Genomic DNA, 24742 nt, shown 5'->3' with positions numbered 1-24742 from the left:
CGAACATGCTCAAGCCGATCTGGAAATATGCTGTACCGGTGCTGGCCTGCCTGTTGATTCAACCCGCTCTCACCGCGTGTAGTGAGTCAACAAACGTGGACGTCAATCTTCATGGCGTCAACCACACCGTGGATACCTTCAGTTATTCCGTCAAGAATCCGGCCCTCAAGGACCAGCCCGGCGCCGGCGGAGAACTGATCGATCCTTATGGGGCTGGGGGGACAACCTGCTGCGCGACGCTGCCCAAGACCTGGCGTCCCGGTATCACACTGCAGGTGAATGCAACCCACTGGGTAGACAGGGGGCCGGAGAAAGGGCTGCTTGAAGTTAAGGAGACACACCTCGTCGAGGTCCCGCAATACCCCGACGGCAAGCCTGGTGAGCTGTGGGTGCTGCGTACCCCGGACGGTAAGGTCGCTGTCGTATCTAGTGACTTTCAGCCCGACCATCCGAATTGGCCAGGGCAAATAAAAGGCTGGCCGGTTCCCTCTTATGAGTATCGCCTAGAACGGTGGAAAATTTTTCTAAATTATCACCTTGCCAGCGTGGATGCTGCGCTATCCCTACTTCATGATTTGGAAGAGGATCCGAAGAAGGGGTGTATAGAAGCGTGGGAACATGCAAAACAATATGATCGTGACAGTATTAAAGCGTTTACTGGTCCGGAAGAACCACGATATCTTGTGCAACTTAAAAAAGACTACGAAAAATTCTTTGAGAACAGCAAGAACAGAGTAAATCAAGTTATGGAGGAGAAGCCATGACAATGATGCTTGCTCCATTCGTAGGCGAAAACTTTTCCTCTGTGGTCGATCCGAGCATATTTTTTTCAAAGAAGGAAATAAGGGATATGTCGGAACGCTATGATATACGGGAGCGTCCGCCAATTGGAATTCCGGAGAAATCGTGCAATACAAACTTGTTCTTCGGCTTTTTTTTTGACGGTACCAAGAATAACTACGAACAAGCCGAGACCACGAAGAACCATTCGAACGTCGCTCGCCTCTACGATTGTTACCCCGGTCTGAGCGTCCCCGGAGTTCTTCCCACTTCGACTGACTGGGTACACGAACTGCCCAGATATAAGCATTTCTTCCGAGTCTATGTCCCGGGCGTCGCATCCCCTTTCCCGCAAGTAGGCGATAATGGAACCGGCATGCAAGCTACCTCCGGCGCCGCAGCAGGCGGATTCGGCGACTTCAGGATAGTGTGGGCATTGATCCAGGCCGTAAATAATCTTCACCGTTTTTTTCTGAAGACGCCGCTGATATCGGCAACGGAAGAAAAAGAGCTGTGCCGGACCCTCATCCTGAATAAAAGCACACGCGCACTCCTTGATGGCAGGGGAGGCGACCTCGGCTTGAACAGTCGCGAAAAGCAGGTGCCACAAAAATTCAAGGAAATGCTGCTGAGATTGCATGAGGCCGTCTCCAGGCATTGGCCGAACGAGAAAACAGGCAAGCCGGCCAAGATTGACCCGGGTATCGTCAAGACGATCTATATGTCGGTGTTCGGTTTTTCGCGCGGCGCCACCGAAGCCCGTGTGTTCGTAAACTGGCTGCAATCCCTTTGCAAGCTGGACGCCAGGCTTAGAGGGAAGACGGGAGCGATGTCGCTGGGTGGCTTTCCGGTGCACTTCGACTTCCTGGGCCTGTTCGATACCGTCGCCTCCGTTGGATCCGCAAACTCGTTTGGGTTCTTCGATGGGCATGGACTTTGGGCAGATGCCGAGGACAGCATGCGTGTCCCGGCAGGCATGAACTGCCTGCATCTCGTTGCGGCGCACGAGCTGCGCCGCAGCTTTCCGGTCGATTCGATCTCGGTCAACGGCGTCCTCGCCGAAGGCTGTACGGAAATCGTCGTGCCCGGGGTACATTCGGACGTCGGCTGCGGCTACTGTCCCGGCGAACAGGGGCGCGGAACCGATCCGGCGGGAGCGGACATGCTGACGAGAATTCCGCTCCTGATGATGTACAAGGCCGCTCGCCTGAACGGTGTTCCCTTGAAGCTTGAGCTGGCCAGCCCGGTTGCGAAGAAAAGGTTCGCCTTGAAGCCTGAGGCGATCACCGCCTTCAACGCCTACATCGCGACGTGCAAGGAAATGAAAGGCCCAATCCATCGGATCATGCGCGAGCAGGCGCGCAAGCAGATCGAGTGGCGGCTGGCCCGACGGGTCACCGGAACGACCCCATTGCATAAGAGCCCGAGCTTCCTCCGTTCATCCGTGTTCGACCAAAACGATCTCCATAGTGCGGCCCATGAATTCGAAGAAGAAATCAAGGCATTTGCTACCTGGCTCAAGGAGAAGGGCAGGCAGTTCATTCCCTCAGTTCAGAAAGCCGGATTCGGCAACAGCCATGCGGCCGAGTGGGAAGAAATTGCGACCTGGTGGGAAAAGGAAAAAAGCCTGGATCCAGCTGTACTGGAGTTCTTCGACAACTATGTCCATGACTCCAGGGCCTGGTTCAAGCTCATACCCGGTAACCCGGACAACGAAAAAGACATGCTTGCCATGCTCGATAAATGGGTGAAGCGACGCAAGGCGGTGGCAAGCCATAATGAAGTTCGATCCAGGATGCGTGGCCGGGGAAACTCTGTTTATCGGATGCGCGCAGACGATGGACTGACTGAAGAGCAGCGAGGTGCCGTGGAGGAATACCAGAAGCACGGTAAGATTCCCCGCCTTGTTACTGAAGGACGCGAGCCCTGGGGGTCTGCTTCCGATTTGATCGCCTGCGCAGGCTATCTGAGATTTCGGAAAATCTACGCAGGCTCGGATGCCGATCTGATTTCCTGACCACACCACTCAGTCCGCGCGGCGCGGCAACTGCCCATCGCTATCCCGCACCTCCACCGTCCCCAGCCCGAGCGGCTGCAACTGCGGCAGGATGCGCTTGCGGTCACCCACGGCGACCACCTTCATCCGTTCCGGCGCCAGGTACTTGCGCGCCGCGGCCTGCACCTGCGCCGCCGTGACGCCCGAGAGCTGGGCGGGCAGGCGCGCGTAGTAGTCGAGCGGCAGGCCGTAAATGAAGATGTCGGCCATGCTGGCGCCGATGTCGGCATTGGTCTCGAAGGCCCCGGGCAGCGACAGCACCTGGGCATCGCGGGCGGTGTCGAGTTCGGCGGCCGGCAACGGCGCATCGCGCATCGCGTTCACCTCGCTGAAGATCTCGCGCACCGAGGCGCCGGTGGCGTCGCGCCGCACGCTGCCGGCAACGACGAAGGGGCCCGGCGTGCGGTCGTAGCGGAACCAGGAGGAGATACCGTAGGTGTAGCCCTTGGTCTCGCGCAGGTTGTTGTTGAGGCGGCTGGAGAACATGCCCCCCAGGGCAGCGTTCAGGACCTGCAGCGCCGGGAAGTCCGGCGTCGTGCGCGCCACCCCGATGCCGGTGACGCGCAGCGCGGTCTGCACCGCGCCCGGCTGGTCGACCAGCACCAGGCGCGCGGGCGTGCCGGCGGGCTCTTCCACACCGCCGTCGGGGACGTCGGCACGCGCCCAGGCCGCGAAGCGCGATTCCACGAGCGCCTTCAGTTCGCCGCGCGCGATGTCGCCCGACACCACCAGCGCGGCATTCCCGGGTACGTAGTGGCGGCGCCAGAAGTCCACCAGGTCGTCGCGCGTGACGGCGCGGATCGCCGGTTCGGTGCCGAGCTGGCCATAGCCCTTCGGATGCCCGCTGCCGTACAAGGTGCCGGCCGCGGCCACCGCCGCCACGGATTCCGGATCGTCGCGCTGCTGGATCAGTTCCCCGATCCGGTCGGCCCGCTGGCGCTCGACTTCCGCGTTGGGGAAGGCCGGGCGCAGCACGATGTCGGCCATGATGTCGAGCGCCGGCGCGAAGTTCGCGCGCAGCGACAGCAGCGACACCATTGAGGCGTCATGGCCGGTGCCGGTGTCGAGGAAGGCGCCGAGCTGCGCGATCTCGTCGGCGATTTGCGGCGCGCTGCGCGTGGCCGTGCCTTCTTCCAGCATCTGCGCCGTGAAGCCGGCCAGGCCCGGCACGTCGGCAGGGTTCTCGGCGCTGCCGCTGCGCACCACCAGCTGGGCCGCCACCAGCGGCAGGCCCGGCTTGTAGTGGTGGATCACGGTGAGACCGTTCGGCAGTTTGAAGGACTCGCCCTGCGGCAGCGTGAAGCGCGGGGCCGGCCCCGCCATCGGCTGCTGCGCGCGCCAGGGCTCCGGCACGTTGATCGCTTCGTGCGCGGCCACGGTGGCCGGCTTGGCGGCCTTGCCGGCTTTCGGCGCAGGCGGAACCCGCGGATCGTCGATGACCGGCTTGCCGGGCAGGCCGGTGACCACCGCGCGCGCCTGCTGGCGCAAGTAGCTGCGCACGGCGCGCTGCACGTCGGCGGGCGTGATGCTGCGCAGCTGCGCCACGTCTTTTGCCAGGTAGCCCGGGTCCCCGGTGTACTGGTTGTAGTGGTTGAGCTGGTCCGCCAGTCCGTCGCCGCCCAGCTTCTCGACGGTGCTCAGGAGCGCGGTCTCGAGGCTGTTGCGGGCGCGCTCGACTTCGCGCTGCGAGGGGCCGTGATCGCGCAGCTGGGCCAGCTCGGCGTCGATCGCCGCTTCCAGCGCGCGCGCTTCGACGCCGGGACGTGCGGTGACGTCGATGACGAAGGTCGAGACCAGGCCCTGGGAGTTCTGGCTGGCGTCCACGTCCTGGGCGATCTGGCGCTCGTACACCAGCTTCTTGTACAGCCGGCTCGACTTGCCACCGCCGAGGATCTCGGCCGCCACCGCCAGCTCGGTGTCACCCGGCTGGTACGCGGGGGGCGTGAGCCAGCCCATGAAGATGCGCGGCAGCTTCACGCGGTCGCGCACGACCACGCGGCGCTCGCTGGTAATCGGCGGCGTCGTCACACTGGGGCGCGCCACCGGAGGGCTGCGCTTGAAACTGCCGAAGTAGCGTTCGACCAGGGCGCGCGTCCTGGCCTTGTCGATGTCGCCGGCGATCACGATGCTGGCGTTGTTCGGCCCGTAGTAGCGCTGGAAGAACTGGCGCACGTCGTCGAGTTTCGCGTTCTGGATGTCGGCGTGTGAGCCGATGATCGAGGCGTAATACGGATGGCCCTTCGGGAACAGCGCATGCGCCAGCGCTTCCTGCACCAGGCCGTAGGGTTCGTCCTCGACGGTCTCGCGGCGTTCGTTGCGCACCACGTCCTGCTGGTTGGTGAGCGCCTTCTGGTCGAGCACGTCGAGCAGGTAGCCCATGCGGTCGGCGTGCACCCACAAGGCCAGCTCCAGCTGGTTGGAGGGCACGGTGTCGTAGTAGCTGGTCTGGTCGTAGCCGGTGCCGCCGTTGCTGTCGGTGGCGCCGGCGCCTTCCAGCAGGCGGTCGGCCATGCCGCGCGGGATGTGGCGCGTCTGGGCGAACATCATGTGCTCGAACAGGTGGGCGAAGCCGGTCAGGCCGGGCGCTTCGTTGGCCGGGCCGACGTGGTACCAGATGTTCACTGCCACGATCGGCAGGCGCCGGTCTTCGACCAGGATCACTTGCAGGCCGTTGGGCAGGGTGGTTTTTTCGAAAGCGACGGTGGGCAGGGGCGTCGGCGCGGACTGGGCGCCAGTGGGTGGAGCGAATGTGGTCATCATCAATATCAGGGCGAGCAGCCGGCAGTATCTCATGTGGTGCTCCTTCTGTGGCGCTCGGTGGCAACTCAGTGACAGCTGCCGCGTCCGTGGTCGGGCGTGGCCCCCGCCGGCACCCGGCTGGGGTCGGCCGGCAGGAAGCGCCATGCGTAGGCGCCATCCAGCAGGCGCAGCTCCAGCACGCCGTCGTAGCTGGCTTCGCGCACCTCGCTGTTCGGCGTGAACTGCAGGAAGGGAGTGGCATAGGCTCCGCCGGTGCCGACCACGAACTGGCGCACGCCCCTTGCGCGGTCGAGCCGGCCGTCGGCATCCTGCGGCGCGAAGCGTTCGTAGTCGTGGTCGTGGCCCGACAGGACCAGCTCGGCGCCGGCCGCATGCAGCAGCGCGAAGGCGTCGCGCAAGCGTCCCTGTTCGCGGAAGTGGCCGCCCGAGGTGTACAGCGGATGGTGCCAGAAGGCGAGGGTGCAGGCGGCCTTCTCGCGCGCCAGCGTGTCGCGCAGCCAGCCGATCTGCTCGGCGTGCGCCGCGCCGTCCAGGTTGCTGTCGAGCGACACCACCAGCCAGCTGCCGAGCCGCAGACTGTACCAGCTCTTTCCTTGCGGTTTGGCCCGAGCGCCGAAATACGCGAAGTAGGGGGCGGCGCCGGGCGTCGCGTATTCATGGTTGCCGGGCGTGGGCCAGGTGCGGTCGCGGAAGCGCCCCCAGGTCGGGTGGTAGCAGTTCTCGAACTCGGCTGCCCTGCCGTAGGGATAAGTGTGGTCGCCCAGCGACAGCACGGCGGACCTGGGATTGGCGCGCAGCAGCGGTTCCACCAGTCTGGCGGTGGCGGCGGCACCCGACCAGCGCGGGTCGGGGTGCTTGCAGCGCGCGATGTCGCCCGCCGCATACACGGTGTACGCGGCGGTATCGGTATCGACAGCTGCCTGGGCACATCCCGACCCGGCGGCTGCGAGCAGCGCCAGGCCGCCCAGCAGGCGCGGCGCCATGCTGGTCATCGAGGCTTGCCTGCCTACTCGATGAAGCGCAGCAGGCCCTGCAGCGCATGCGCCACGGTCTGCTCGCGCACCGCCTTGCGGTCGCCCTGGAACACCAGGCGCTCGGTATAGGTCGTGTCGCCGCGCGACCAGCCGAAACAGACCGTGCCCACCGGCTTGCCCGGCACCGCGCCGGTCGGCCCGGCGATGCCGGTGGTCGACACGGCAACGTCGGCCGTGCTGTTGGACAGCGCCCCCTCGGCCATCTTGCCGGCCACTTCCTCGCTCACCGATCCGAATTGCGCGATGAGCGCGGCCGGCACGTCCAGCAGCTCGGTCTTGGAATTGTTGGAATAGGTGACGAAGCCGCAATCGAACCAGCCGGTGGAACCCGGGATTTCGGTGATTGCCTGGGATACGCCGCCCCCGGTGCAGGATTCGGCGGTGGCCAGCACCAGGCGCTTGGCCTCGAGCGCCCGGCCAACTTTCGTAGCAAGATCTAGGATATCGTTCGTCACGTGAAGCTCCTTTGAATGCGGTTGACCCTGCGGTGAACCGATGAGCAGGCCGAGGCCGATGTGGCGCACGCGAGTGGCGCGCAGTTTATTCTAGCGCGGTCTGTGCCGCACTGACACAGAAAGCGTGCACTTCAAGCTGCGTGCATGTTTTACCCGGTGTGCATATGGTTGAATAGTGAAAAGTTCCGTGCGACATGACACGAAGTCGTCGGCTATGCTGATTGGCGCGGCCGCGCCCTGGTGGCCGACTCTTGTATTGACAATTTCGTTTGAGGTAGGACCCTTGGAGGCCGCATGACCCATCGCCGTTCGATCCGCAGCAAGCTGGTGCGGGCGGTGATGACCACCACGTTCGTCGCCTTGCTGGTGTCGGTGGCGATCATCATCTTCTACGACCTGCGCAGCTACCACCGCAGCCTGCTGAACGACCTCGCCACCCAGGCGGAACTGGTCGGCCACATGAGCTCGGCCGCGCTGACCTTCGACGATCCGCGCCTGGCCAAGGAGAACCTGGCGCTGCTGCGCACCCGCCCCCAGGTGCGCGCCGCCGCCATCTACGACGCCAACGGCGAGCTGTTCGCTTCCTACCAGGCGGCCGGCGAGGCGAGCGGGCTGCCCGAACGTCTGCCCGCCGCCCCCGCCAGCGATCGCGACAAGCTGGTCATCCACCACCGCATCGTCGAGGATGGCGACGCGCTCGGCACGGTCTACCTGCGCGCCGAGAACCAGCTGCTGGCGCGCACGGTCGACTACCTCAGCATCGCCGCGGGGGTGACGCTGCTGGCGATGTTCGTGGCCTATCTCCTGATGCGCCGCATGGGCCGGGTGGTGACGGCGCCGATCGTGGCCATCACCGAGATCGCGCGCGACGTCGTCGCCACCCGCGACTATTCGCGCCGCGCGCCGCGCATCAGCAACGACGAGGCCGGGGAGCTGGTCGATTCCTTCAATGCCATGCTGACCGAGATCGAAGGGCGCACGCGCGAACTGGAGACCTCGAGCAGCGAGATCGCGCGCGAAGCGGCGGAACGCTCGCGCGCGCAGCAGGAAGTCATGCGCCTGAACGAGCAGCTCGAGCAGCGCGTGGACGAGCGCACCCTGCAGCTGGCGCTGGCCAACGCCGAGCTGGCCAATGCGATCGAAGAGGCGCGCAGCGCCAACCAGGCCAAGTCGGCGTTTCTTTCTTCGATGAGCCATGAGCTGCGTACGCCGCTCAACGCGATCCTGGGCTTCGCCCAGATCCTGACCTCCGATACGCTGCCCTCGACGATCGAGCAGAAGAAGGAGTTCGCCGGCCATATCCTGAAGAGCGGCCGCCACCTGCTCACCCTGATCAACGAGATCCTCGACCTGGCCAAGGTCGAGTCGGGCACGGTGACGCTGTCGATGGAGCCGGTGGCGCTCTCCGACACGCTGCTGGAGACCCGCGCCATGGTCGAGCCGATCGCGGCAAGCCGCGGCGTGCGCGTGCTGTTCCCGGAAACGCCGGGGGCGGTGGTGCTGGCCGACCGCACCCGCCTGAAACAGGTCCTGCTCAACCTGCTCTCCAACGCGGTGAAGTACAACCGCGAGGCCGGCGCCGTGGTGGTCACCTGCGAACAGGTGGCCCCGACCCGGCTGCGCCTGTCGGTGCAGGACACCGGCGCCGGCCTCGATGCCGAACAGGTGGCGAGCCTGTTCCAGCCCTTCAACCGGCTCGGCCAGGAGGGCGGCAGCCAGGAGGGTACCGGTATCGGGCTGGTGGTCACCAAGCGCCTGGTCGAGCTGATGGGCGGCGAGATCGGCGTGTCCAGCAGCCCGGGCATGGGCAGCGTGTTCTGGATCGAGCTGGCCACCACCGCGCCGCTGGCGGCGCAGGCGGAGGGCGTGGCCGCCGAGGTGCAGGAAGCCCATACCGTGCCGGACGAGGGAGAACCGCAGCTGATCCTGTACGTCGAGGACAACCCCGCCAACCTGCGCCTGGTGGAAGAGATCGTGCGCTTCCGTTCCGACCTGCGCCTGCTGTCGGCGCACGACGGCCACGTCGGCCTGTCGCTGGCGCGCGCGCACCAGCCGGCGATCATCCTGATGGACCTGAACCTGCCGGGCATGAGCGGCATCGAGGTGCTCAGGCAGCTGCGCGCCGATCCGCTCACGGCCGGCATCCCGGTCATCGCCCTGACCGCCAACGCCATGCAGCGCGACATCGAGCGCGGCATGGCCGCGGGCTTCACCCGCTACCTGACCAAACCGATCGACATCGACAAGTTCACCGACGCGATCAACAGTACGCTGGCCAAAGCAAGACCAGCCGAAAGGAAGGCCGAATGATTTCACTGTCCGACATCCGCCGCGCGCGCATCCTCGTCGTGGACGACGAACCCGTCAACGTCCAGCTGCTGGAATACCTCTTGACGACGACCGGGTACGAGAACGTCTCGGCTACCTGCGATCCGCGCCAGGTGGTGTCGATGCACCTGAAGCATCGCTTCGACCTGATCATCCTCGACCTGCACATGCCGGCCATGGACGGCTTCGACGTGATGGAGGCGCTCAAGCCACTCGAGAGCGATTCCTGGCTGCCGGTGCTGGTGGTGACGGCCGAGCCGGACAAGAAACTGGCGGCGCTGGAAGCCGGCGCGCGCGACTTCATCGGCAAGCCCTTCGACACCGTGGAGGTGATGACGCGCATCCGCAACCTGCTGGAAGTGCGCCTGCTGCACCGCGAGTCGCAGGACTACGGGGTGCAGCTGGAGCGCGAGGTGCGCGAGCGCACCGCCGAGCTGGCGCGCTTCCGCGGCGCGATGGATGCGACGCCGGATGCGATCTTCCTGATCGACACCGCCTCGATGGCGATGGTGGACGTCTCGGACGGCGCCTGCCGCATGCTCGGTTTCTCGCGCGAGGCGCTGCTGCGCATCGACCCGGTGGCGCTGGGCCTGGGCACGCGCCAGCTGCTCGAGCGCCACCTGGCGGCCGATGCGCTGGCCCATGGCGGCGCGCCCACCGCCGCGCCCGGCGTCGATGGCGAGGAAGACAAGCCGGAATTCGGCGCGCTGCCCGGCGACATCGTCGAGACCGAGCTGCTGCGCGCCGGCGGGCAGGGCGCGGTGCCGGTGGAAATCAGCTGGAAGCTGCAGGACCTGGGCAAGAGCCGCATGCTGATCGCGGTGGCGCGCGACATCAGCGAGCGCCTGCACGCCCAGGAACGCCTGCGCCACATGGCCAGCTACGATGCGCTCACCGGCCTGCCCAACCGCACCCTGTTCTTCCAGAACCTGCGCGACGCCATCGAGCTGGCGCGCGACAAGAACTGGCGCGTGGCGGTGCTGTGCATCACGCTCGACCGCTTCAAGATCATCAACGATTCGCTCGGCACCTCGCTCGGCGACGAGCTGCTGCGCCAGTTCAGCACGCGCCTGGTTCGCGTGGTGCGCCTGCGCGACACGGCCGGGCGCCTGGGCGGCGACGAGTTCGCCCTGATCCTGACCATGACGCGCGACCAGCAGGAGGCGGTGAACGTCGCCAACGAGATCCGCGAGTCGCTGCGCGCCCCCTTCGACCTGCACGGCCAGCAGGCCGCGCTGACGGCCAGCATCGGCATCGCCATGTACCCGGAAGACTCGACCGAGCCGGGCACCCTGATCAAGTATGCCGACACCGCGATGGTGCGCGCCAAGGAAGCGGGGCGCGACGGCTACCGCTTCTTCACCGCCGGGATGAACGTGCAGGTGCTGGCGCGCCTGGACCTCGAGCTGGCGCTACGCAGCGCGCTCGAGGGCAACCAGTTCGTGCTGTACTACCAGCCCAAGCTGGAGCTGAACACCGGCCGCATCTCGGGCGTGGAGGCGCTGCTGCGCTGGAACCGGCCGGGCTTCGGGCTGGTCTACCCGGCCGAGTTCGTGCCGCTGATGGAGGAGACCGGGCTGGTGGTGCGGGTCGGCGAATGGATCGTCGACGAAGCCTGCCGCCAGATCGCGGCCTGGAACGCAAGCGGGGTGCGCGACGTGCGGGTGGCGGTGAACGTCTCGAGCCGCCAGTTCGTCGAAGGCGACCTGGAAAGCGTGATCCGCGCCGCGCTCGACAGGCACGGGGTCGAGCCCGGCATGCTGGAGCTGGAACTGACGGAAAGCGCGCTGATGTCGAATGCCGAGCACACCATCGCCGTGCTGGGCCGGCTGAAGGAACTCGGCATCCGCATTGCGATCGACGACTTCGGCACGGGCTACTCGAGTCTGGCCTACCTCAAGCGCTTCCCGATCGACAAGCTGAAGATCGACATCGCCTTCGTGCGCGACATCGTGACCAACCCGGACGATGCGGCGATCGCGCTGGCCATCATCAGCATGGCGCACAGCCTGCACATGCAGGTGATCGCCGAAGGCGTGGAGACGCGTGCGCAAATGGCGTATTTGCGGCGCAACCGCTGCGACGAGATCCAGGGCTTCCACTTCTCGCGCGGCCTGCCCGCCGACGAGCTGGCGCGCCTGGTACAGGACAACCGCGCCCAGCCGGACCAGCCGCCGGCCCAGGACGACAAGGTGCAAACCCTGCTCATCGTGGACGACGACGTCAACGTGCTGACCGCGCTGCACCGCCTGTTCAGGCGCGACAACTACCGGGTGCTGACGGCCTCCTCGCCGGCCGAGGGTTTCGAATTGCTGGCGCTGTACCGGGTGCAGGTGATCCTGTGCGACCAGCGCATGCCGGTCATGAGCGGCACCGAGTTCCTCAGCAAGGTCAAGGAGATGTATCCGGAGACCATCCGTATCATCCTGTCGGGCTACACCGGCGTGGAGACGGTGCTCGATTCGATCAACCGCGGGGCGATCTACCGCTTCTACACCAAGCCCTGGCACGACCTGCAGCTGCGCGAGAATATCCGGCTGGCGTTCCGGCACTACTGGCTGACCTACGGGCCGTATGACGACCGCAAGGTGCCGCGCGAGGATGTGGAGAAAACCGGTACGGCCTAACTGAAGTGATCCCAGCCGCTCAGCCTGAGGTCGAGCGGCGCGCCATCCGCGCTGAGGAAACGCAGGCCCGGCTCGGCCTCGATCCGTCCGACCCGTGTCACCGTTGTTCCGCTGCGCCGTCCGGCTTCCAGCACCGCTTCCCGGTTCGCTGCCGGCGCCGTGAAGCACAGCTCATAATCGTCGCCGCCCGCCAGCGTGAAGCGGCGCCGCAGTTCGAGCGATTGCCGCGCCAGCACCGGCCCGGCCGGCAGCGCATCCACCTCCAGCGTGGCGCCGACCCTTGACGCCGCCAGGATGTGCCCGAGGTCCCCCACCAGCCCGTCCGACACATCGAGCGCCGCATGCGCGACCGGCTGCGCCGCCAGCGCCAGGCCCAGGGCCACGCGCGGCGCCGGCATGTGCATGCGCTGGGCCGCCTGCGCGTGATCCGCTTCAGGCAGCGCCACTTCGGCCAGGTAGCCGGCCAGGGCCAGCCGCGCGTCGCCCAGCGTGCCCGAGATCCAGATGTCGTCCCCGACGCGCGCCGCATCGCGCCGCAGCGCGTGCCCGGGGGCCAGCTCGCCGAACACCGTGATGCAGATGTTCAGCGGACCCTTGGTCGTATCGCCGCCGATCAGCTCGCAGCCCTGCGCGTCGGCCAGCGCGAACAGCCCGCGCGAGAAACCCTCGAGCCAGGTCGGGTCGGCAGCCGGCAGCGCGAGCGCCAGCGTGAAGCCGACCGGGCGCGCGCCCATCGCCGCCAGGTCCGACAGGTTCACCGCCAGGCTCTTGTGACCCAGCATGACGGGATCGGCGCCGGCGAAGAAATGCCGGTCCTCGACCAGCATGTCGCTCGAGATCGCCAGCTGCATGCCGGGGGAGGGCGTGAGCAGGGCGCAATCGTCGCCGATGCCCAGGTCGGCCCGGCCGGGGCGCTCGCGCTTGAAGAATTGTTTGATGAGGTCGAATTCGGAAAGCATCTCCGCATTGTAATCGCCCCGTTTAACTAGAAGCTAAGCTAATGACAGAGCATAAATTATTAGCAAAACTTATATATCCATGACTGCCTGTTGAAAATACGTAGCCTTTGTCAACTGTTCGTCTGATAAAATTGGAGGTTCCCCTCTAGTTTCAGGAAGGCTGCCCGGCATGGACTCGTCATCGGACAAGAAAGAAGAATTGCGTCAACAGCTGCGCGCAGCAGCACTCGAATACCACCAGATTCCCCGCCCCGGCAAGATCAGTGTCACCCCGACCAAGGGCCTGCTGAACCAGCGCGACCTGGCGCTGGCCTACTCGCCGGGCGTCGCCGCCCCTTGCGAGGAGATCGTCAAGGACCCGGCCAACTCGTACAAGTACACGGCGCGCGGCAACCTGGTCGCCGTGATCTCGAACGGTACCGCCGTGCTCGGCCTGGGCAACATCGGCCCGCTGGCCTCCAAGCCGGTCATGGAAGGCAAGGGCGTGCTGTTCAAGAAGTTCGCCGCGATCGACGTGTTCGACATCGAGATCAACGAGAACGACCCGGACAAGCTGGTCGACATCATCGCTTCGCTCGAGCCGACCTTCGGGGGCATCAACCTGGAAGACATCAAGGCGCCGGAGTGCTTCTACATCGAGCGTAAACTGCGCGAGCGCATGAAGATCCCGGTCTTCCACGATGACCAGCACGGCACCGCCATCATCGTCGGCGCCGCCATCCTGAACGGCCTGAAGGTGGTCGGCAAGGATATCAAGAACTGCAAGCTGGTAGTCTCGGGCGCCGGCGCGGCCGCGCTGGCCTGCCTCGACCTGATCGTCGACCTCGGCTTCCCGCTCGAGAACATCTTCGTCACCGACCTGGCCGGCGTGGTCTACAAGGGCCGCACCGAGCTGATGGACGAGGACAAGGCGCGCTTTGCGCAGGACACCCCGCACCGCTCGCTGGCCGAGGTGATCCCGGACGCCGACATCTTCCTGGGCCTGTCGGCAGGCGGCGTGCTGAAGCAGGACATGGTTGCCCAGATGGCGCCCAATCCGCTGATCCTGGCGCTGGCCAACCCGAACCCGGAAATCCTGCCGGAAGACGTCAAGGCGGTGCGCAGCGACGCCATCATCGCCACCGGCCGTTCGGACTACCCGAACCAGGTCAACAACGTCCTGTGCTTCCCCTACATGTTCCGCGGCGCGCTGGACTGCGGCGCGACCACCATCACCCGCGAGATGGAAATCGCGGTGGTGCACGCGATCGCCGACCTGGCCCACGCCGAGCAGTCGGACATCGTGGCCTCGGCCTACGGCATCGCCAACCTGTCCTTCGGCCCGGAATACCTGATCCCGATGCCCTTCGATCCGCGCCTGCTGACCCACATCGCCCCGGCGGTGGCCAAGGCGGCGCAGGACGCCGGCGTCGCAACCCGGCCGATCGCGGACCTGGCCGCCTACGCCGAGAGCCTGCAGCAGTTCGTGTACCGCAGCGGCACCTTCATGAAGCCGCTGTTCTCGGTGGCCAAGGCCGCGCCGATGGAAGCCAAGCGCATCGTCTACGCCGAGGGCGAGGACGAGCGCGTGCTGCGCGCGGTGCAGGTGGTGGTCGACGAGAAGCTGGCGCGCCCGATCCTGGTGGGCCGCCCGGCGGTGCTGGAAAAGCGCATCGAGAAGTTCGGCCTGCGCCTCAAACTGGGCCAGAACGTCGACGTGATCAACCCCGACTACGACGAGCGCTACCGCGACTACTGGCAGACCTACTACGAGATGGCCAAGCGCAAGGGCGTGACCGTCGACCTGGCCAAGATCGAGATGCGCCGCCGCCACACCCTGATCGGCGCCATGATGGTCCACAAGGGCGACGCGGACGGCCTGATCTGCGGCACCTACGGCACCACCCAGATGCACCTGCACTATGTCGACCAGGTGCTGGGCAAGCGGCCGGCATCGAAGGTGTACGCGGCGATGAACTTCCTGATCACCCCGGACCGCCAGCTGGCCATCGTCGACACCCACGTCAACGAGAACCCGAACGCCGAGGAGCTGGCCGAGATCACCGTGATGGCGGCCGAGGAGATGGAACGCTTCGGCATGCAGCCGCGCGCGGCCCTGCTGTCGCATTCGAACTTCGGCACCTACAACAGCGAATCGGCCCGCAAGATGCGCGCGGTGCTGCCGCTGGTGCAGCAGGCCAAGCCGGGCCTGGAAATCGATGGCGAGATGCACGGCGACACCGCGATCGAAGCCAAGGTGCGCATGAAGATCATGCCGAACTCGGCGCTGACCGGCGACGCCAACCTGCTGGTGATGCCGAATATCGACGCAGCCAACATTTCCTACAACCTGGTCAAGAGCGCCGCCGGCAACGGCATCGCGATCGGCCCGGTCCTGCTGGGCTGCGCACGTCCCGTGCACATCCTGACGCCGTCGTCGACGGTGCGCCGCATCGTCAACATGACGGCTCTGTGTGTGGTGGATGCGGTCTCGCAGAGGTAAGTAAGTACCAACAAGCGGTAAAACGTACGCCTGACGCGGCTCCTTGAGCTATGTCAGGCGTTTTTGTCTCAGAATTTCACAATTTGTCTTCGCACAAATACAACGGTAACAAACCGTAAGCGGGCGCCGGGTGGCACACTTTTCAAGGCATAATGTCGAGATAAGTGTTGCATTAATTGCAGCACTCTCTACCGTGTAGAGGTAGGCAATTCCTCCTCTTTGATACAATCCCGGCTTTCCTGGGTCTGGCTGCCTGCAAGACCATCTTCAAGAACCCAAGAACATGCAAACAACGAAAAGAGCCCTGATCACTGGTATTACCGGCCAGGATGGCGCCTACTTGGCGCAGATTCTCCTGGAGAAGGGTTACCACGTGACCGGCACCTTCCGCCGCTCCAGTTCGGTCAACTTCTGGCGCATCGAAGAGCTCGGCATCGACAAGCATCCGAACCTGGCGCTGGTCGAATACGACCTGACCGACCTGTCCTCGAGCATCCGCCTGATGGAAAGCGCGCAGCCCGACGAGGTCTACAACCTGGCGGCGCAGAGTTTCGTTGGCGTGTCCTTCGAGCAGCCGGTCACCACCGCCTCGATCACGGGCCTGGGCGCGGTCAACCTGCTCGAAGCCATCCGCATCGTCAATCCGAAGATCCGCTTCTACCAGGCCTCCACCTCCGAGATGTTCGGCAAGGTGCAGTCCATTCCCCAGGTCGAAGAGACGCCTTTCTATCCACGCAGCCCTTACGGCGTGGCCAAGCTGTACGCCCACTGGATGACCGTCAACTACCGCGAGTCCTATGGCATTTACGGTTCCTCGGGCATCCTGTTCAACCACGAGTCGCCGCTGCGCGGCCGTGAATTCGTCACCCGCAAGATCACCGACTCGGTCGCCAAGATCGTCCTGAACAAGCTCGACGTGCTCGAACTGGGCAACCTCGACGCCAAGCGCGACTGGGGCTACGCCAAGGAATACGTCGAAGGCATGTGGCGCATCCTGCAGGCCGACGAACCCGATACCTTCGTGCTGGCCACTAACCGTACCGAGACCGTGCGCGACTTCGTCAGCATGGCCTTCAAGGGCGCCAATATCGACATCGAGTTTGCCGGCGAAGGCGAGAACGAAGTGGGTCATTGCGCCCGTACCGGCAAGGCCCTGGTGCGCGTGTCGCCCAAGTTCTACCGCCCGGCCGAAGTCGACCTCCTGATCGGCGATCCGTCCAAGGCCAGGCGCGTGCTCGGCTGGGAGCCCAAGACCACGCTCGAAGAACTGTGCCAGATGATGGTCGACGCCGACCTGCGTCGCAACGAAATCGGATTCTCGTTCTAAGATCATGGAACGCATGGCCACGGACGACATCCCGGCCTTCATCGGCGGGAGGGAAGGCGAGGGACGCCGCGCGCTCATCACGGGCCTGCGCGGCTTCACCGGCTATTACATGGCGCAGGAGCTCACTGCGGCCGGCTACCGTGTCTACGGCACCGTCATGCCGGGCGAAGAGCTCGGCCCGGACATCCATGCGGTCGACCTGTGCGATCGCGAAGCCGTGGCGCGGATGGTCGACGAGGTGCAGCCCGACGTGGTCGCGCACCTGGCCGGCATCGCCTTCGTGGCCCATTCGGATGTCGAACTGATCTACCGCGTCAACGTGGTCGGCACGCGCAACCTGCTCGAAGCGCTGGCCGCCGGCAAGCACCGCCCCACCAGTGTGCTGCTGGCCTCCTCGGCCAACATCTACGGCAATGCCAGCGTGCCCGTCATCGACGAGAACGTGACCCCAAGCCCGGCCAACGACTACGCCGTCAGCAAGCTGGCCATGGAATACATGGCGCGCCTGTGGATGGACAAGCTGCCGATCACCATCGCGCGCCCGTTCAACTATACGGGCAGGGGCCAGACCGACAACTTCCTGCTGCCGAAGATCGTGTCCCACTTCCGCCGCAACGAGAAGCGCATCGAGCTGGGCAACCTGGCGATCGCGCGCGACTTCTCCGACGTGCGCATGGTGGCGCGCGCCTACCGCCGCCTGCTGGCCGTGGCGCCTGCCGGCGAAGCCTTCAACGTCTGCTCCGGCAGTTCGCACTCGCTGACCAACCTGATCGACATGATGAGCGAGATCGCCGGTTACCACATCGACGTGCACGTCAACCCGGCATTCGTGCGCGCCAACGACGTGCTCACGCTGTCGGGCAGCAACAGCAAGCTCACCGCCGTCATCGGCCAACTCGACCCGACGCCGCTGTCCGAGACGCTGCGCTGGATGTACCTGGCGTGAGGGCCGGCGGTCTCACCGTCGGGCTCGGAACGACCATGATCGAACCGGGCCTGACCGGCGGCCGCCTCGACGGCATCGGCGTCTATACCAGCGCACTGATGCGGCACCTGCCGCGCGCCGGCTGTAGCGTCGTCCCGTATTCCTGGCCGCGTGTCCGTTCGAAGGGGCAGGGCATCAGCATCGGCCAGCCCATGCCGCAATCCTTCGAAACCGCTTCCCTGGTCGACCTCGCCACGCCTGCCGCGCACCGCGTCCACATGCCGGCCGACCTGTTCCATGTCACCGATTACCGCATCGTGCGCATGGACTGCCCGGTGGTGGCGACCCTGCACGACGCATTGCCGATCAAGTACCCCGAGTGGTGCAACCCGCGCCTGCGCAGCCTCAAGAACTGGCTGCAGCGCAAGGCCGCCGCCAAGGCCGACCACGTCATCGCGCTGTCGCACTTCGCGATCGACGAACTGGTCGAATGCTTCGGCGTGAACCCGAACCGCGTCTCGGTCGTCTACTGCGGCGTGGACGAGGAATGGCTCGAGGCGCCCGACGCGGAGGCGATGACAGCTACGCTTGCACACTACAAACTGCGCCCTGGCTATTTCCTCACTGTCGGCACACTGCAACCGCGCAAGAACGTCGGCCGCCTGCTCGATGCCTGGCTGACGCTGCCGAAGGCCCTGCGCGACGAGCGCGCGCTGGTGGTGGTCGGCGCGCGCGGCTGGCGCTGCGAAGCGCTGGTCGCCCAGATCCGGGCGGCGCAGGCGAATGGCGAGAACGTGGTCTGGCTCGACAAGCTCACCGACGCCCAGCAGCTGCGCCACCTGTATGCGGGCGCCGGCGTGTTCGCCTTTCCTTCGCTGTACGAGGGCTTCGGCATCCCGGTGGTCGAGGCCTTTGCCTCGCGCGTCCCGGTGGTGGCGTCGAACGCCAGCTCGCTGCCCGAAGTGACGCAAGGCGCCGCACTCGAGGTCGATCCGCTCGACACGGGCCTGCTGGCCAGCGCGCTGCAGACGCTGGCCAACGACGCCCGCGAGCGCGCGCGCTGCATCGCCGCCGGCCGCACGCGGGCCGAACAACTGACCTGGCACGCTACCGCACGGCAGACTGCCGAGGTGTACCGTGCGCTACTTTCGCAGTAAGCTTCCAACATGCGTGTCCTTCATTTCTACAAGACGTACTATCCGGACTCCCTTGGCGGCATCGAACAGGTGATCCGCCAGCTGTGCGTCGGCACGACGCGCCTGGGCGTTAACAATACCGTGCTGTCGCTGTCGCGCCAGAAAGACCTGGCGCCCTATACGCTTGATGGGCACACCGTGCACCGCGTGCCGCAGAACTTCGAGATCGCCTCGAATGCCTGCTCGCTGCAGGCGATCGGCGCGCTGTCGCGCATGGCGCGCGAGGCCGACGTGGTCCACTACCACTTCCCGTGGCCTTTCATGGACCTGGCGCATTTCATGGCGCGCGTGGACAAGCCCACCGTGGTGAGCTACCACGCCGACATCGTGCGCCAGAAGCACCTGCTGCGCCTGTACCAGCCGCTCAAGTACCGCTTCTTCGACAGTGTCGATGCCGTGGTCGCGGCCTCGCCCAACTACCTGGCTTCCTCGAACGTGCTGCAGCGCTACCGCGACAAGACCCGCATCATCACCTACGGCCTGGACAAGTCGACTTATCCGCACGTCGAGCTGTGCCGCCTGGCGCACTGGCGCGCCAAGCTCGGTCCGAAGTTCTTCCTGTTCGTCGGCGTGCTGCGCTACTACAAGGGCCTGCACGTCCTGCTGGAAGCGGCGCGCGGCCTGGACTACCCGATCGTCATCGTCGGCACCGGACCGGAAGAGCAGGCCTTGCGCGAGCAGGCGGCGCGTCTCGGCCTGAAACACGTGGTGTTTACCGGCAGCGTCGACGACGCCGACAAGGCGGCGCTCCTGAGCCTGTGCCATGCGATGGCGTTCCCCTCGCACCTGCGGGCGGAATCCTTCGGTATCTCGCTGCTGGAAGCGGCGATGTACGGCAAGCCGATGATCTCCTGCGAGATCGGCAGCGGCACCACCTACATCAACCAGCATGGCGAGACCGGGCTGGTGGTGCCGCCCTCCGACGCCGCGGCGCTGCGCGGCGCGCTGCAGGCGCTGTGGAACGACACCGAGATGGCGCGCCGCATGGGCGTGCGCGCGGAACAGCGCTACCACGAGCTGTTCACCTCGGAGCAGATGGCGGCCAACTACACCGACCTGTACAAGGAGCTGGTGGCGCGCAAGGCCACCGCGAATGCGCGCGAGAGCGTGGGGCTGGCGGGCGTGCCGCCGACCAGATGAACGCAGTTGTAGGGTGGGCGGCTCTGCCGCCCACGCGGTGATAGTTGACCGGGGCATATCGCGCCGATAAACAGGGGAGTTGAACGCGTGGGCGGGAGACCCGCCCACCCTACGCAAACCCTGGTCGCTTGTATTGATTAGGCTTCTGCCCAGCGCTGCTGCACCGCCCGTACCGCCGGCATCTGTTCGAGGAACAGGTCGACCAGCGCCGGATCGAAATGGCGCCCCTTCTGCTCGCGCAGGAAGGTCAGCGCTTCATCCTCTGTCCAGGCCTTCTTGTATGGCCGCTTCGAGGTCAGCGCGTCGAACACGTCGGCGATCGCCACGATGCGCCCGACCAGCGGGATGTCTTCGCCGCGCAGGCCGTTCGGGTAGCCGCTGCCGTCGTACTTCTCGTGGTGGGTCAGCGCGATCTGCGCGGCCAGCGCCAGCATGCCGCCTTCGTGCTCGCCGATGATCTCGGCGCCGATCGTCACGTGGCTCTGCATCACCTTCCATTCGTCCGGATCGAGCGGCCCGGGTTTCTGCAGGATGCGGTCCGGAATGCCGATCTTGCCCACGTCGTGCATCGGCGCGGCGTGCAGCAGATCGTCCGCTTCCGCCTCGCTCATGCCCGCGGCGATGCCCAGGATGCGCGAGAAGTGGCTCATGCGGATCACGTGCAGGCCGGTCTCGTTGTCCTTGTATTCGGCGGCCAGGCCGAGGCGCTGGACGATTTCCAGGCGCGTCGCGCGCAACTCTTCCATGCGCACCAGCGACAGGTGGGTGCGCACGCGCGCGCGCACGATCGGCGGGCTCACCGGCTTGGTGATGTAGTCGACCGCGCCGGCCTCGAAGCCTTCCAGCTCGTCGGCGGTGTCGGTGAGCGCGGTGACAAAAATCACGGGAATCGCCGCGGTATCCTGGTTCGACTTGAGCGAGGCGCACACTTCGTAGCCGGACATCCCCGGCATCATCACGTCCAGCAGCACCAGGTCGGGACGTTCCTGGCGCGCCAGCTCGAGCGCGCGCGCGCCGTCCTTGGCGAACAGCAGGCGGTAGTGGTCCTGCAGGATCTGGCGCAGCAGCTGCAGGTTGCTGGCTTCGTCGTCGACCGCGAGGATCAGCGGCCGGTTGTTCGGTTGGGTCATGCTCGTCAATCCTGTAAAACTTATTCTTCCAGCGTGGCCATCACGGCCTCCAGCTGTTCCAGGGCGGAGTCGAATTCGAAGTCGCCGATCGCGCCTTGGATCTGGGCCACGCGCGGCGCCACCGGATGGCCGGCCAGCGCCGCCGCCAGGCCGGACAGGGCGGCATCGTCGAGGGCGCCGCGGCGCAGCGCCTGCAGCAGCACGCCGCCGGCGCGGCGCGCGCGCGCCAGGTCATAGGGCGCCGCCTCGGGCGCCACGGTCGGCTGCGGGCTGCCGGCGCGGATCGCGGCCAGCGCGTCGACCAGTGCGGCGTTGGCGGTCTCCAGCGCCTGGGCGGCTTCGCGCTCGTCGGTCGGGACGGTGTTGGTGGCCTGCTCGAGCCTGGACAGCGCGTCCGACAGCTGTTCCAGGCCGATGTTGGCGGCCACGCCGCGCACCTTGTGCGCCAGCATGCGCAGTTGCTGGTGCGAGCCGCCCGCCGCATGCATCTTCAGCGTGGTGGCCAGGTCGGCGTATTGGCGGCCGAAGTGATCGAGCGCCTCGGCATACACGTCGGCCTTGTCGGCCCAGCGGTGCAGGCCGGCGCGGCGGTTCAGCACCTCGCGCGCCGCGGCAGGCAGCGCAAGCGCGTCCTTGTCGGCCTGCTGCTGGTCGAGGCCCAGCACGCGCGCGATCTCGTGCGACAGCGTGAACCAGTCGACCGGCTTGGTGGCGAAGCCGTCCATGCCGACTTCGACGCTGGCGCGGCGGTGCTCGGCCAGCACGCTGGCGGTCATCGCGATCACCGGCGTACGGCGCTTGCCCGTCGCCGCCTCGTGGGCGCGGATCGCGCGGGTAGCGGAGAGGCCGTCGAGGGTCGGCATCTGGAAGTCCATCAGCACCAGGTCGAAGTCGCCTTCCTTGGCCTGCTCCAGCACCGCGGCGCCATCCGCCACGGCGGTGAGCGTGTGGCCGCGGCGCGCCATCAGGAGCTGCAGCAGCTCCAGGTTCTGCGGCACGTCGTCGGCGGCCAGCACGCGCAGCGGCGGCAACACCGCGGCGCTGCGCACGCGCGGCGCCTGCTGCGCGAAGCGCGCCAGCACCAGCGGCAGATGCACGTGGAAACTGGTGCCCTTGCCGAGTTCGCTCTCGGCCCAGATCTTCCCGCCCATCAGCTCGACCAGCTGCTTGCTGATGGTGGTGCCGAGGCCGGTGCCGCCGAAGCGGCGCGTCATCGAGGCGTCGGCCTGGGTGAACGGATCGAAGATCGCCTGCAGGCGTTCCGGCGCGATGCCGATGCCGGTGTCGCTGACGATGATGCACAGCTGGTCGCCCTCGGCACGCACGCGCAGGGTGACGGTGCCTTTCTCGGTGAACTTGATCGCGTTGTCGAGCAGGTTGGTGAGCACCTGGCGCACCCGCAGCTCATCGCCGCGCAGGCCGGTCGGGAGCGCCGGATCGTAGTGGATGTCGAGGTGCAGGCCCTTGGCGCGCGCATTCGCGGCCAGCGTGGACGACAGCTCGTCGATCAGCGACAGCAGGTTGTAGTCGTTCTGCTCCAGCTCCACCGCGCCCTTTTCCAGCTTGGCGGTGTCGAGGATCTCGTTGAGCAGGCGCAGCAGCGCGCGGCCGGCGCTGCGGATGGTGTCGAGGTGGCGCCGCTGTTCCTTGTTCAGCTCACCGTCGAGCAGGACGTCGGTGAAGCCGAGGATCGAATTCATCGGCGTGCGGATCTCGTGGCTCATGTTGGCGACAAAGGTGGCGCGCGCGGCGGCGGCCTGCTCGGCCTTGTCCTTGGCGTCGCGCAGCGCGTCTTCCATCTGGCGGCGCTCGGTGATGTCGAGGATGACCCCGTCGAGCCAGGTGACCGTACCTTCGTCGTCGCGCACGCCGCTGCCGTTCTCCCACAGCCAGCGCACGCTGCCGTCCTTGTGCAGCAGGCGGTATTCGACCAGGTAGGGGCGGTCTTCGCGCAGCGCGGCTTCCAGCTCTTCGTTCACGCGCACGCGGTCGGTCGCGTGGATCAGGGTGCCGAACAGGCGGCGCGGATGGTCGCCCAGGAAGTCGGCCGCCGGGTAGCCGGTGACGCGTTCGACCGCGTCGCTGATGAAGACCATCGGCCATTGGCCGTCCAGCGTGCAGCGGAAGGAAATGCCGGGGATGTTGGCGATCAGGGAGCGGAACTGCGCTTCGCTGGCATGCAGCGCCTGCATGATGGCGCGGCGCTCGCTGATGTCGGTGATGAAGCAGACGAACAGGTCCTGCTTGTCCAGGCGCGCATGGCCGATGGCGCGGCGGATCGGCACCAGGCTGCCGTCCTTGCGCTTGCCCATGATCTCGCTGCTGCCCGACATCGCCGGGGTAAAGCCTTCGGTGATGAGGCCCAGCAGGCCGTCGTGCGAGGGCGCGTCGTCGTCGGCGATCAGGAGGCTGGCGCTGCGGCCGACGATCTCGTCGCGCCGCCAGCCGAAGATGCGTTCGGCCGAGGCGTTGAATTCGGTGATGGTGCCGTCGCGCGCGATCGTGATCACGCCGTCCACCGTGGTGGTGAGCAGGGCGCGCATCCAGGCTTCGCTGCGGCGCAGCTCGAGGAACATCATGCGGTAGCGCAGCAGGCCGTTGGCCGCGACCACCAGGCCGGTGAAGACCATGGTGATAAGCGAGATGGCCAGGGCCAGGAAGTCGCTGTTCGAGGAGCCGGCGCCGGCCGGGTCGGCCTGGCCGACGAAGCGCGCGGCGGCCATGCCGGTGTAATGCATGCCGGCGATGGCGCAGCCCATCACGATGGCCGCCAGCAGCAGGCGGCGCGATTCGCTCAGCGAGCGGAAGCGCTTCAGGCCGAAGCGCACGCCCAGCGCCAGCGTGGCCAGCACCACCGCCACCACGATCGACAGGGCGAACATGGCCGGGTCATAGCGCAGCTGCAGGCGCATCTGCATGCCGGCCATGCCGGAATAATGCATGACGCCGATGCCGGCGCCGACCAGCACGCCGCCGACCAGCAGGCCGACCGGGCCGAGGCGCTGGCGCGAAATCAGCGACAAGGCCACCGCCGAGGCGCCGATGCTGGGCAGCGCCGACAGGATGGTGGTCATCGGGTCATAGGTGATCGGCGTGCACAGGTTGAACGCCAGCATGCCGATGAAGTGCATGGCCCAGACGCCAGCGCCGAGGGCGAGGCTGCCGCTGCCGAGCACGAGCACGCGGTGGCTGCGGCTGGCGGCCGCCTGGCCGGCGATCTGCAAGCCCATCCAGGACGAGAAAATGGCAATCAGGACCGACAGCAGGACAAAGCGCGGTTCATAGGCGCCAAAGGTGAGCAGCGACGGATCGTCCGGAACTGAAAATAATTGCAGCATGGGGCGGCTTTTGCGGTGATTGGGCAGTGAAAAGCGCCCGGGAAAGGTCTCAGCAGTATCTCATTTTCGCAGAGGAAAGTCTCGTTGAAGGCAGGCATCATGCGGGTTTGACCCGTATTTCTGTAGCGCAGGCGCCACCCTCACGGCTACTGTACCGACATGCATTGCGGAAAAATTCCCTGTAGTGCTACTCTGCATTGATAAA

15 protein-coding genes are annotated in these 24742 nt (G+C 66.0%); 9 read left to right on the top strand and 6 right to left on the bottom strand.

Translation table 11 applies throughout. The features are described 5' to 3' along the window. The first annotated feature begins 5 nt into the window (after window positions 1-5). Together FG94_RS26670 and FG94_RS14810 are read left to right on the top strand one after the other, a co-directional pair. Entirely contained in the window at window positions 6-764 is a 759-nt protein-coding gene (locus FG94_RS26670; RefSeq protein WP_161783971.1) for a DUF3304 domain-containing protein, read from the top strand. Further along, on the top strand, window positions 761-2797 hold the full coding sequence (locus FG94_RS14810) for a phospholipase effector Tle1 domain-containing protein (RefSeq protein WP_081926005.1): 2037 nt from the start codon (window positions 761-763) through the stop codon (window positions 2795-2797). Before FG94_RS26670 ends, FG94_RS14810 begins: the two co-directional genes overlap by 4 nt. 9 nt (window positions 2798-2806) lie before the next feature. Here the strand turns inward: FG94_RS14810 and FG94_RS14805 are convergent, their stop codons facing one another. From FG94_RS14805 to FG94_RS14795, 3 genes are read right to left on the bottom strand one after another with little or no spacing between them, the layout of a single operon-like run. Beyond that, window positions 2807-5629: a pitrilysin family protein gene (locus FG94_RS14805; RefSeq protein WP_036213076.1), complete on the bottom strand. Its 2823-nt coding sequence runs from the start codon at window positions 5627-5629 to the stop codon at window positions 2807-2809. A gap of 32 nt (window positions 5630-5661) precedes the next feature. Next, on the bottom strand, window positions 5662-6588 hold the full coding sequence (locus FG94_RS14800; protein ID WP_081926004.1) for a metallophosphoesterase: 927 nt from the start codon (window positions 6586-6588) through the stop codon (window positions 5662-5664). Between the two features lie 14 nt (window positions 6589-6602). Next, a complete protein-coding gene (locus tag FG94_RS14795) occupies window positions 6603-7085 on the bottom strand; it encodes a CinA family protein (protein WP_036213072.1) in 483 nt (160 codons plus the stop codon). A gap of 294 nt (window positions 7086-7379) precedes the next feature. On the opposite strand from FG94_RS14795, the gene FG94_RS14790 reads away from it, so the two are divergent. Continuing rightward, window positions 7380-9395, top strand: coding sequence for an ATP-binding protein (locus tag FG94_RS14790; protein ID WP_036213069.1), 2016 nt, complete (start codon window positions 7380-7382; stop codon window positions 9393-9395). Then, entirely contained in the window at window positions 9392-12040 is a 2649-nt protein-coding gene (locus FG94_RS14785) for an EAL domain-containing protein (protein WP_036213066.1), read from the top strand. The genes FG94_RS14790 and FG94_RS14785 overlap by 4 nt, the downstream gene beginning before the upstream one ends. Here the strand turns inward: FG94_RS14785 and thiL are convergent. Further along, the gene (gene thiL / locus FG94_RS14780) at window positions 12037-12999 is read right to left on the bottom strand and encodes a thiamine-phosphate kinase (protein WP_036213063.1); all 963 of its coding nucleotides are present in this window, start codon (window positions 12997-12999) and stop codon (window positions 12037-12039) included. The genes FG94_RS14785 and thiL overlap by 4 nt on opposite strands. Window positions 13000-13168: 169 nt before the next feature. Between thiL and FG94_RS14775 the strand changes: the two genes are divergently transcribed. From FG94_RS14775 to FG94_RS14755, 5 genes are all read left to right on the top strand, one after another. After that, complete coding sequence (locus FG94_RS14775; protein ID WP_036213060.1) at window positions 13169-15481, top strand: NADP-dependent malic enzyme; 2313 nt, start codon at window positions 13169-13171, stop codon at window positions 15479-15481. A gap of 283 nt (window positions 15482-15764) precedes the next feature. Continuing rightward, window positions 15765-16808, top strand: coding sequence for a GDP-mannose 4,6-dehydratase (gene gmd, locus FG94_RS14770; protein WP_036213059.1), 1044 nt, complete (start codon window positions 15765-15767; stop codon window positions 16806-16808). A 13-nt stretch (window positions 16809-16821) separates the two neighbouring features. Further along, on the top strand, window positions 16822-17754 hold the full coding sequence (locus tag FG94_RS14765) for a GDP-mannose 4,6-dehydratase (RefSeq protein WP_051996789.1): 933 nt from the start codon (window positions 16822-16824) through the stop codon (window positions 17752-17754). A gap of 35 nt (window positions 17755-17789) precedes the next feature. Continuing rightward, window positions 17790-18890, top strand: coding sequence for a glycosyltransferase family 1 protein (locus tag FG94_RS14760; protein ID WP_051996722.1), 1101 nt, complete (start codon window positions 17790-17792; stop codon window positions 18888-18890). Window positions 18891-18899: 9 nt separating this feature from the next. After that, the gene (locus FG94_RS14755) at window positions 18900-20069 is read left to right on the top strand and encodes a glycosyltransferase family 4 protein (protein ID WP_036213053.1); all 1170 of its coding nucleotides are present in this window, start codon (window positions 18900-18902) and stop codon (window positions 20067-20069) included. Window positions 20070-20206: 137 nt separating this feature from the next. Here FG94_RS14755 and FG94_RS14750 read toward each other — a convergent pair whose 3' ends face one another. Together FG94_RS14750 and FG94_RS14745 are read right to left on the bottom strand one after the other, a co-directional pair. After that, on the bottom strand, window positions 20207-21199 hold the full coding sequence (locus FG94_RS14750; protein ID WP_036213050.1) for an HD-GYP domain-containing protein: 993 nt from the start codon (window positions 21197-21199) through the stop codon (window positions 20207-20209). Window positions 21200-21219: 20 nt separating this feature from the next. Next, complete coding sequence (locus tag FG94_RS14745; RefSeq protein WP_036213046.1) at window positions 21220-24537, bottom strand: MHYT domain-containing protein; 3318 nt, start codon at window positions 24535-24537, stop codon at window positions 21220-21222. Window positions 24538-24742 lie beyond the last annotated feature (205 nt).

This window comes from Massilia sp. LC238, assembly GCF_000735635.1.
Lineage (GTDB): Bacteria > Pseudomonadota > Gammaproteobacteria > Burkholderiales > Burkholderiaceae_D > Telluria > Telluria varians.
This window is presented reverse-complemented; position numbering and strand designations above follow the sequence as displayed.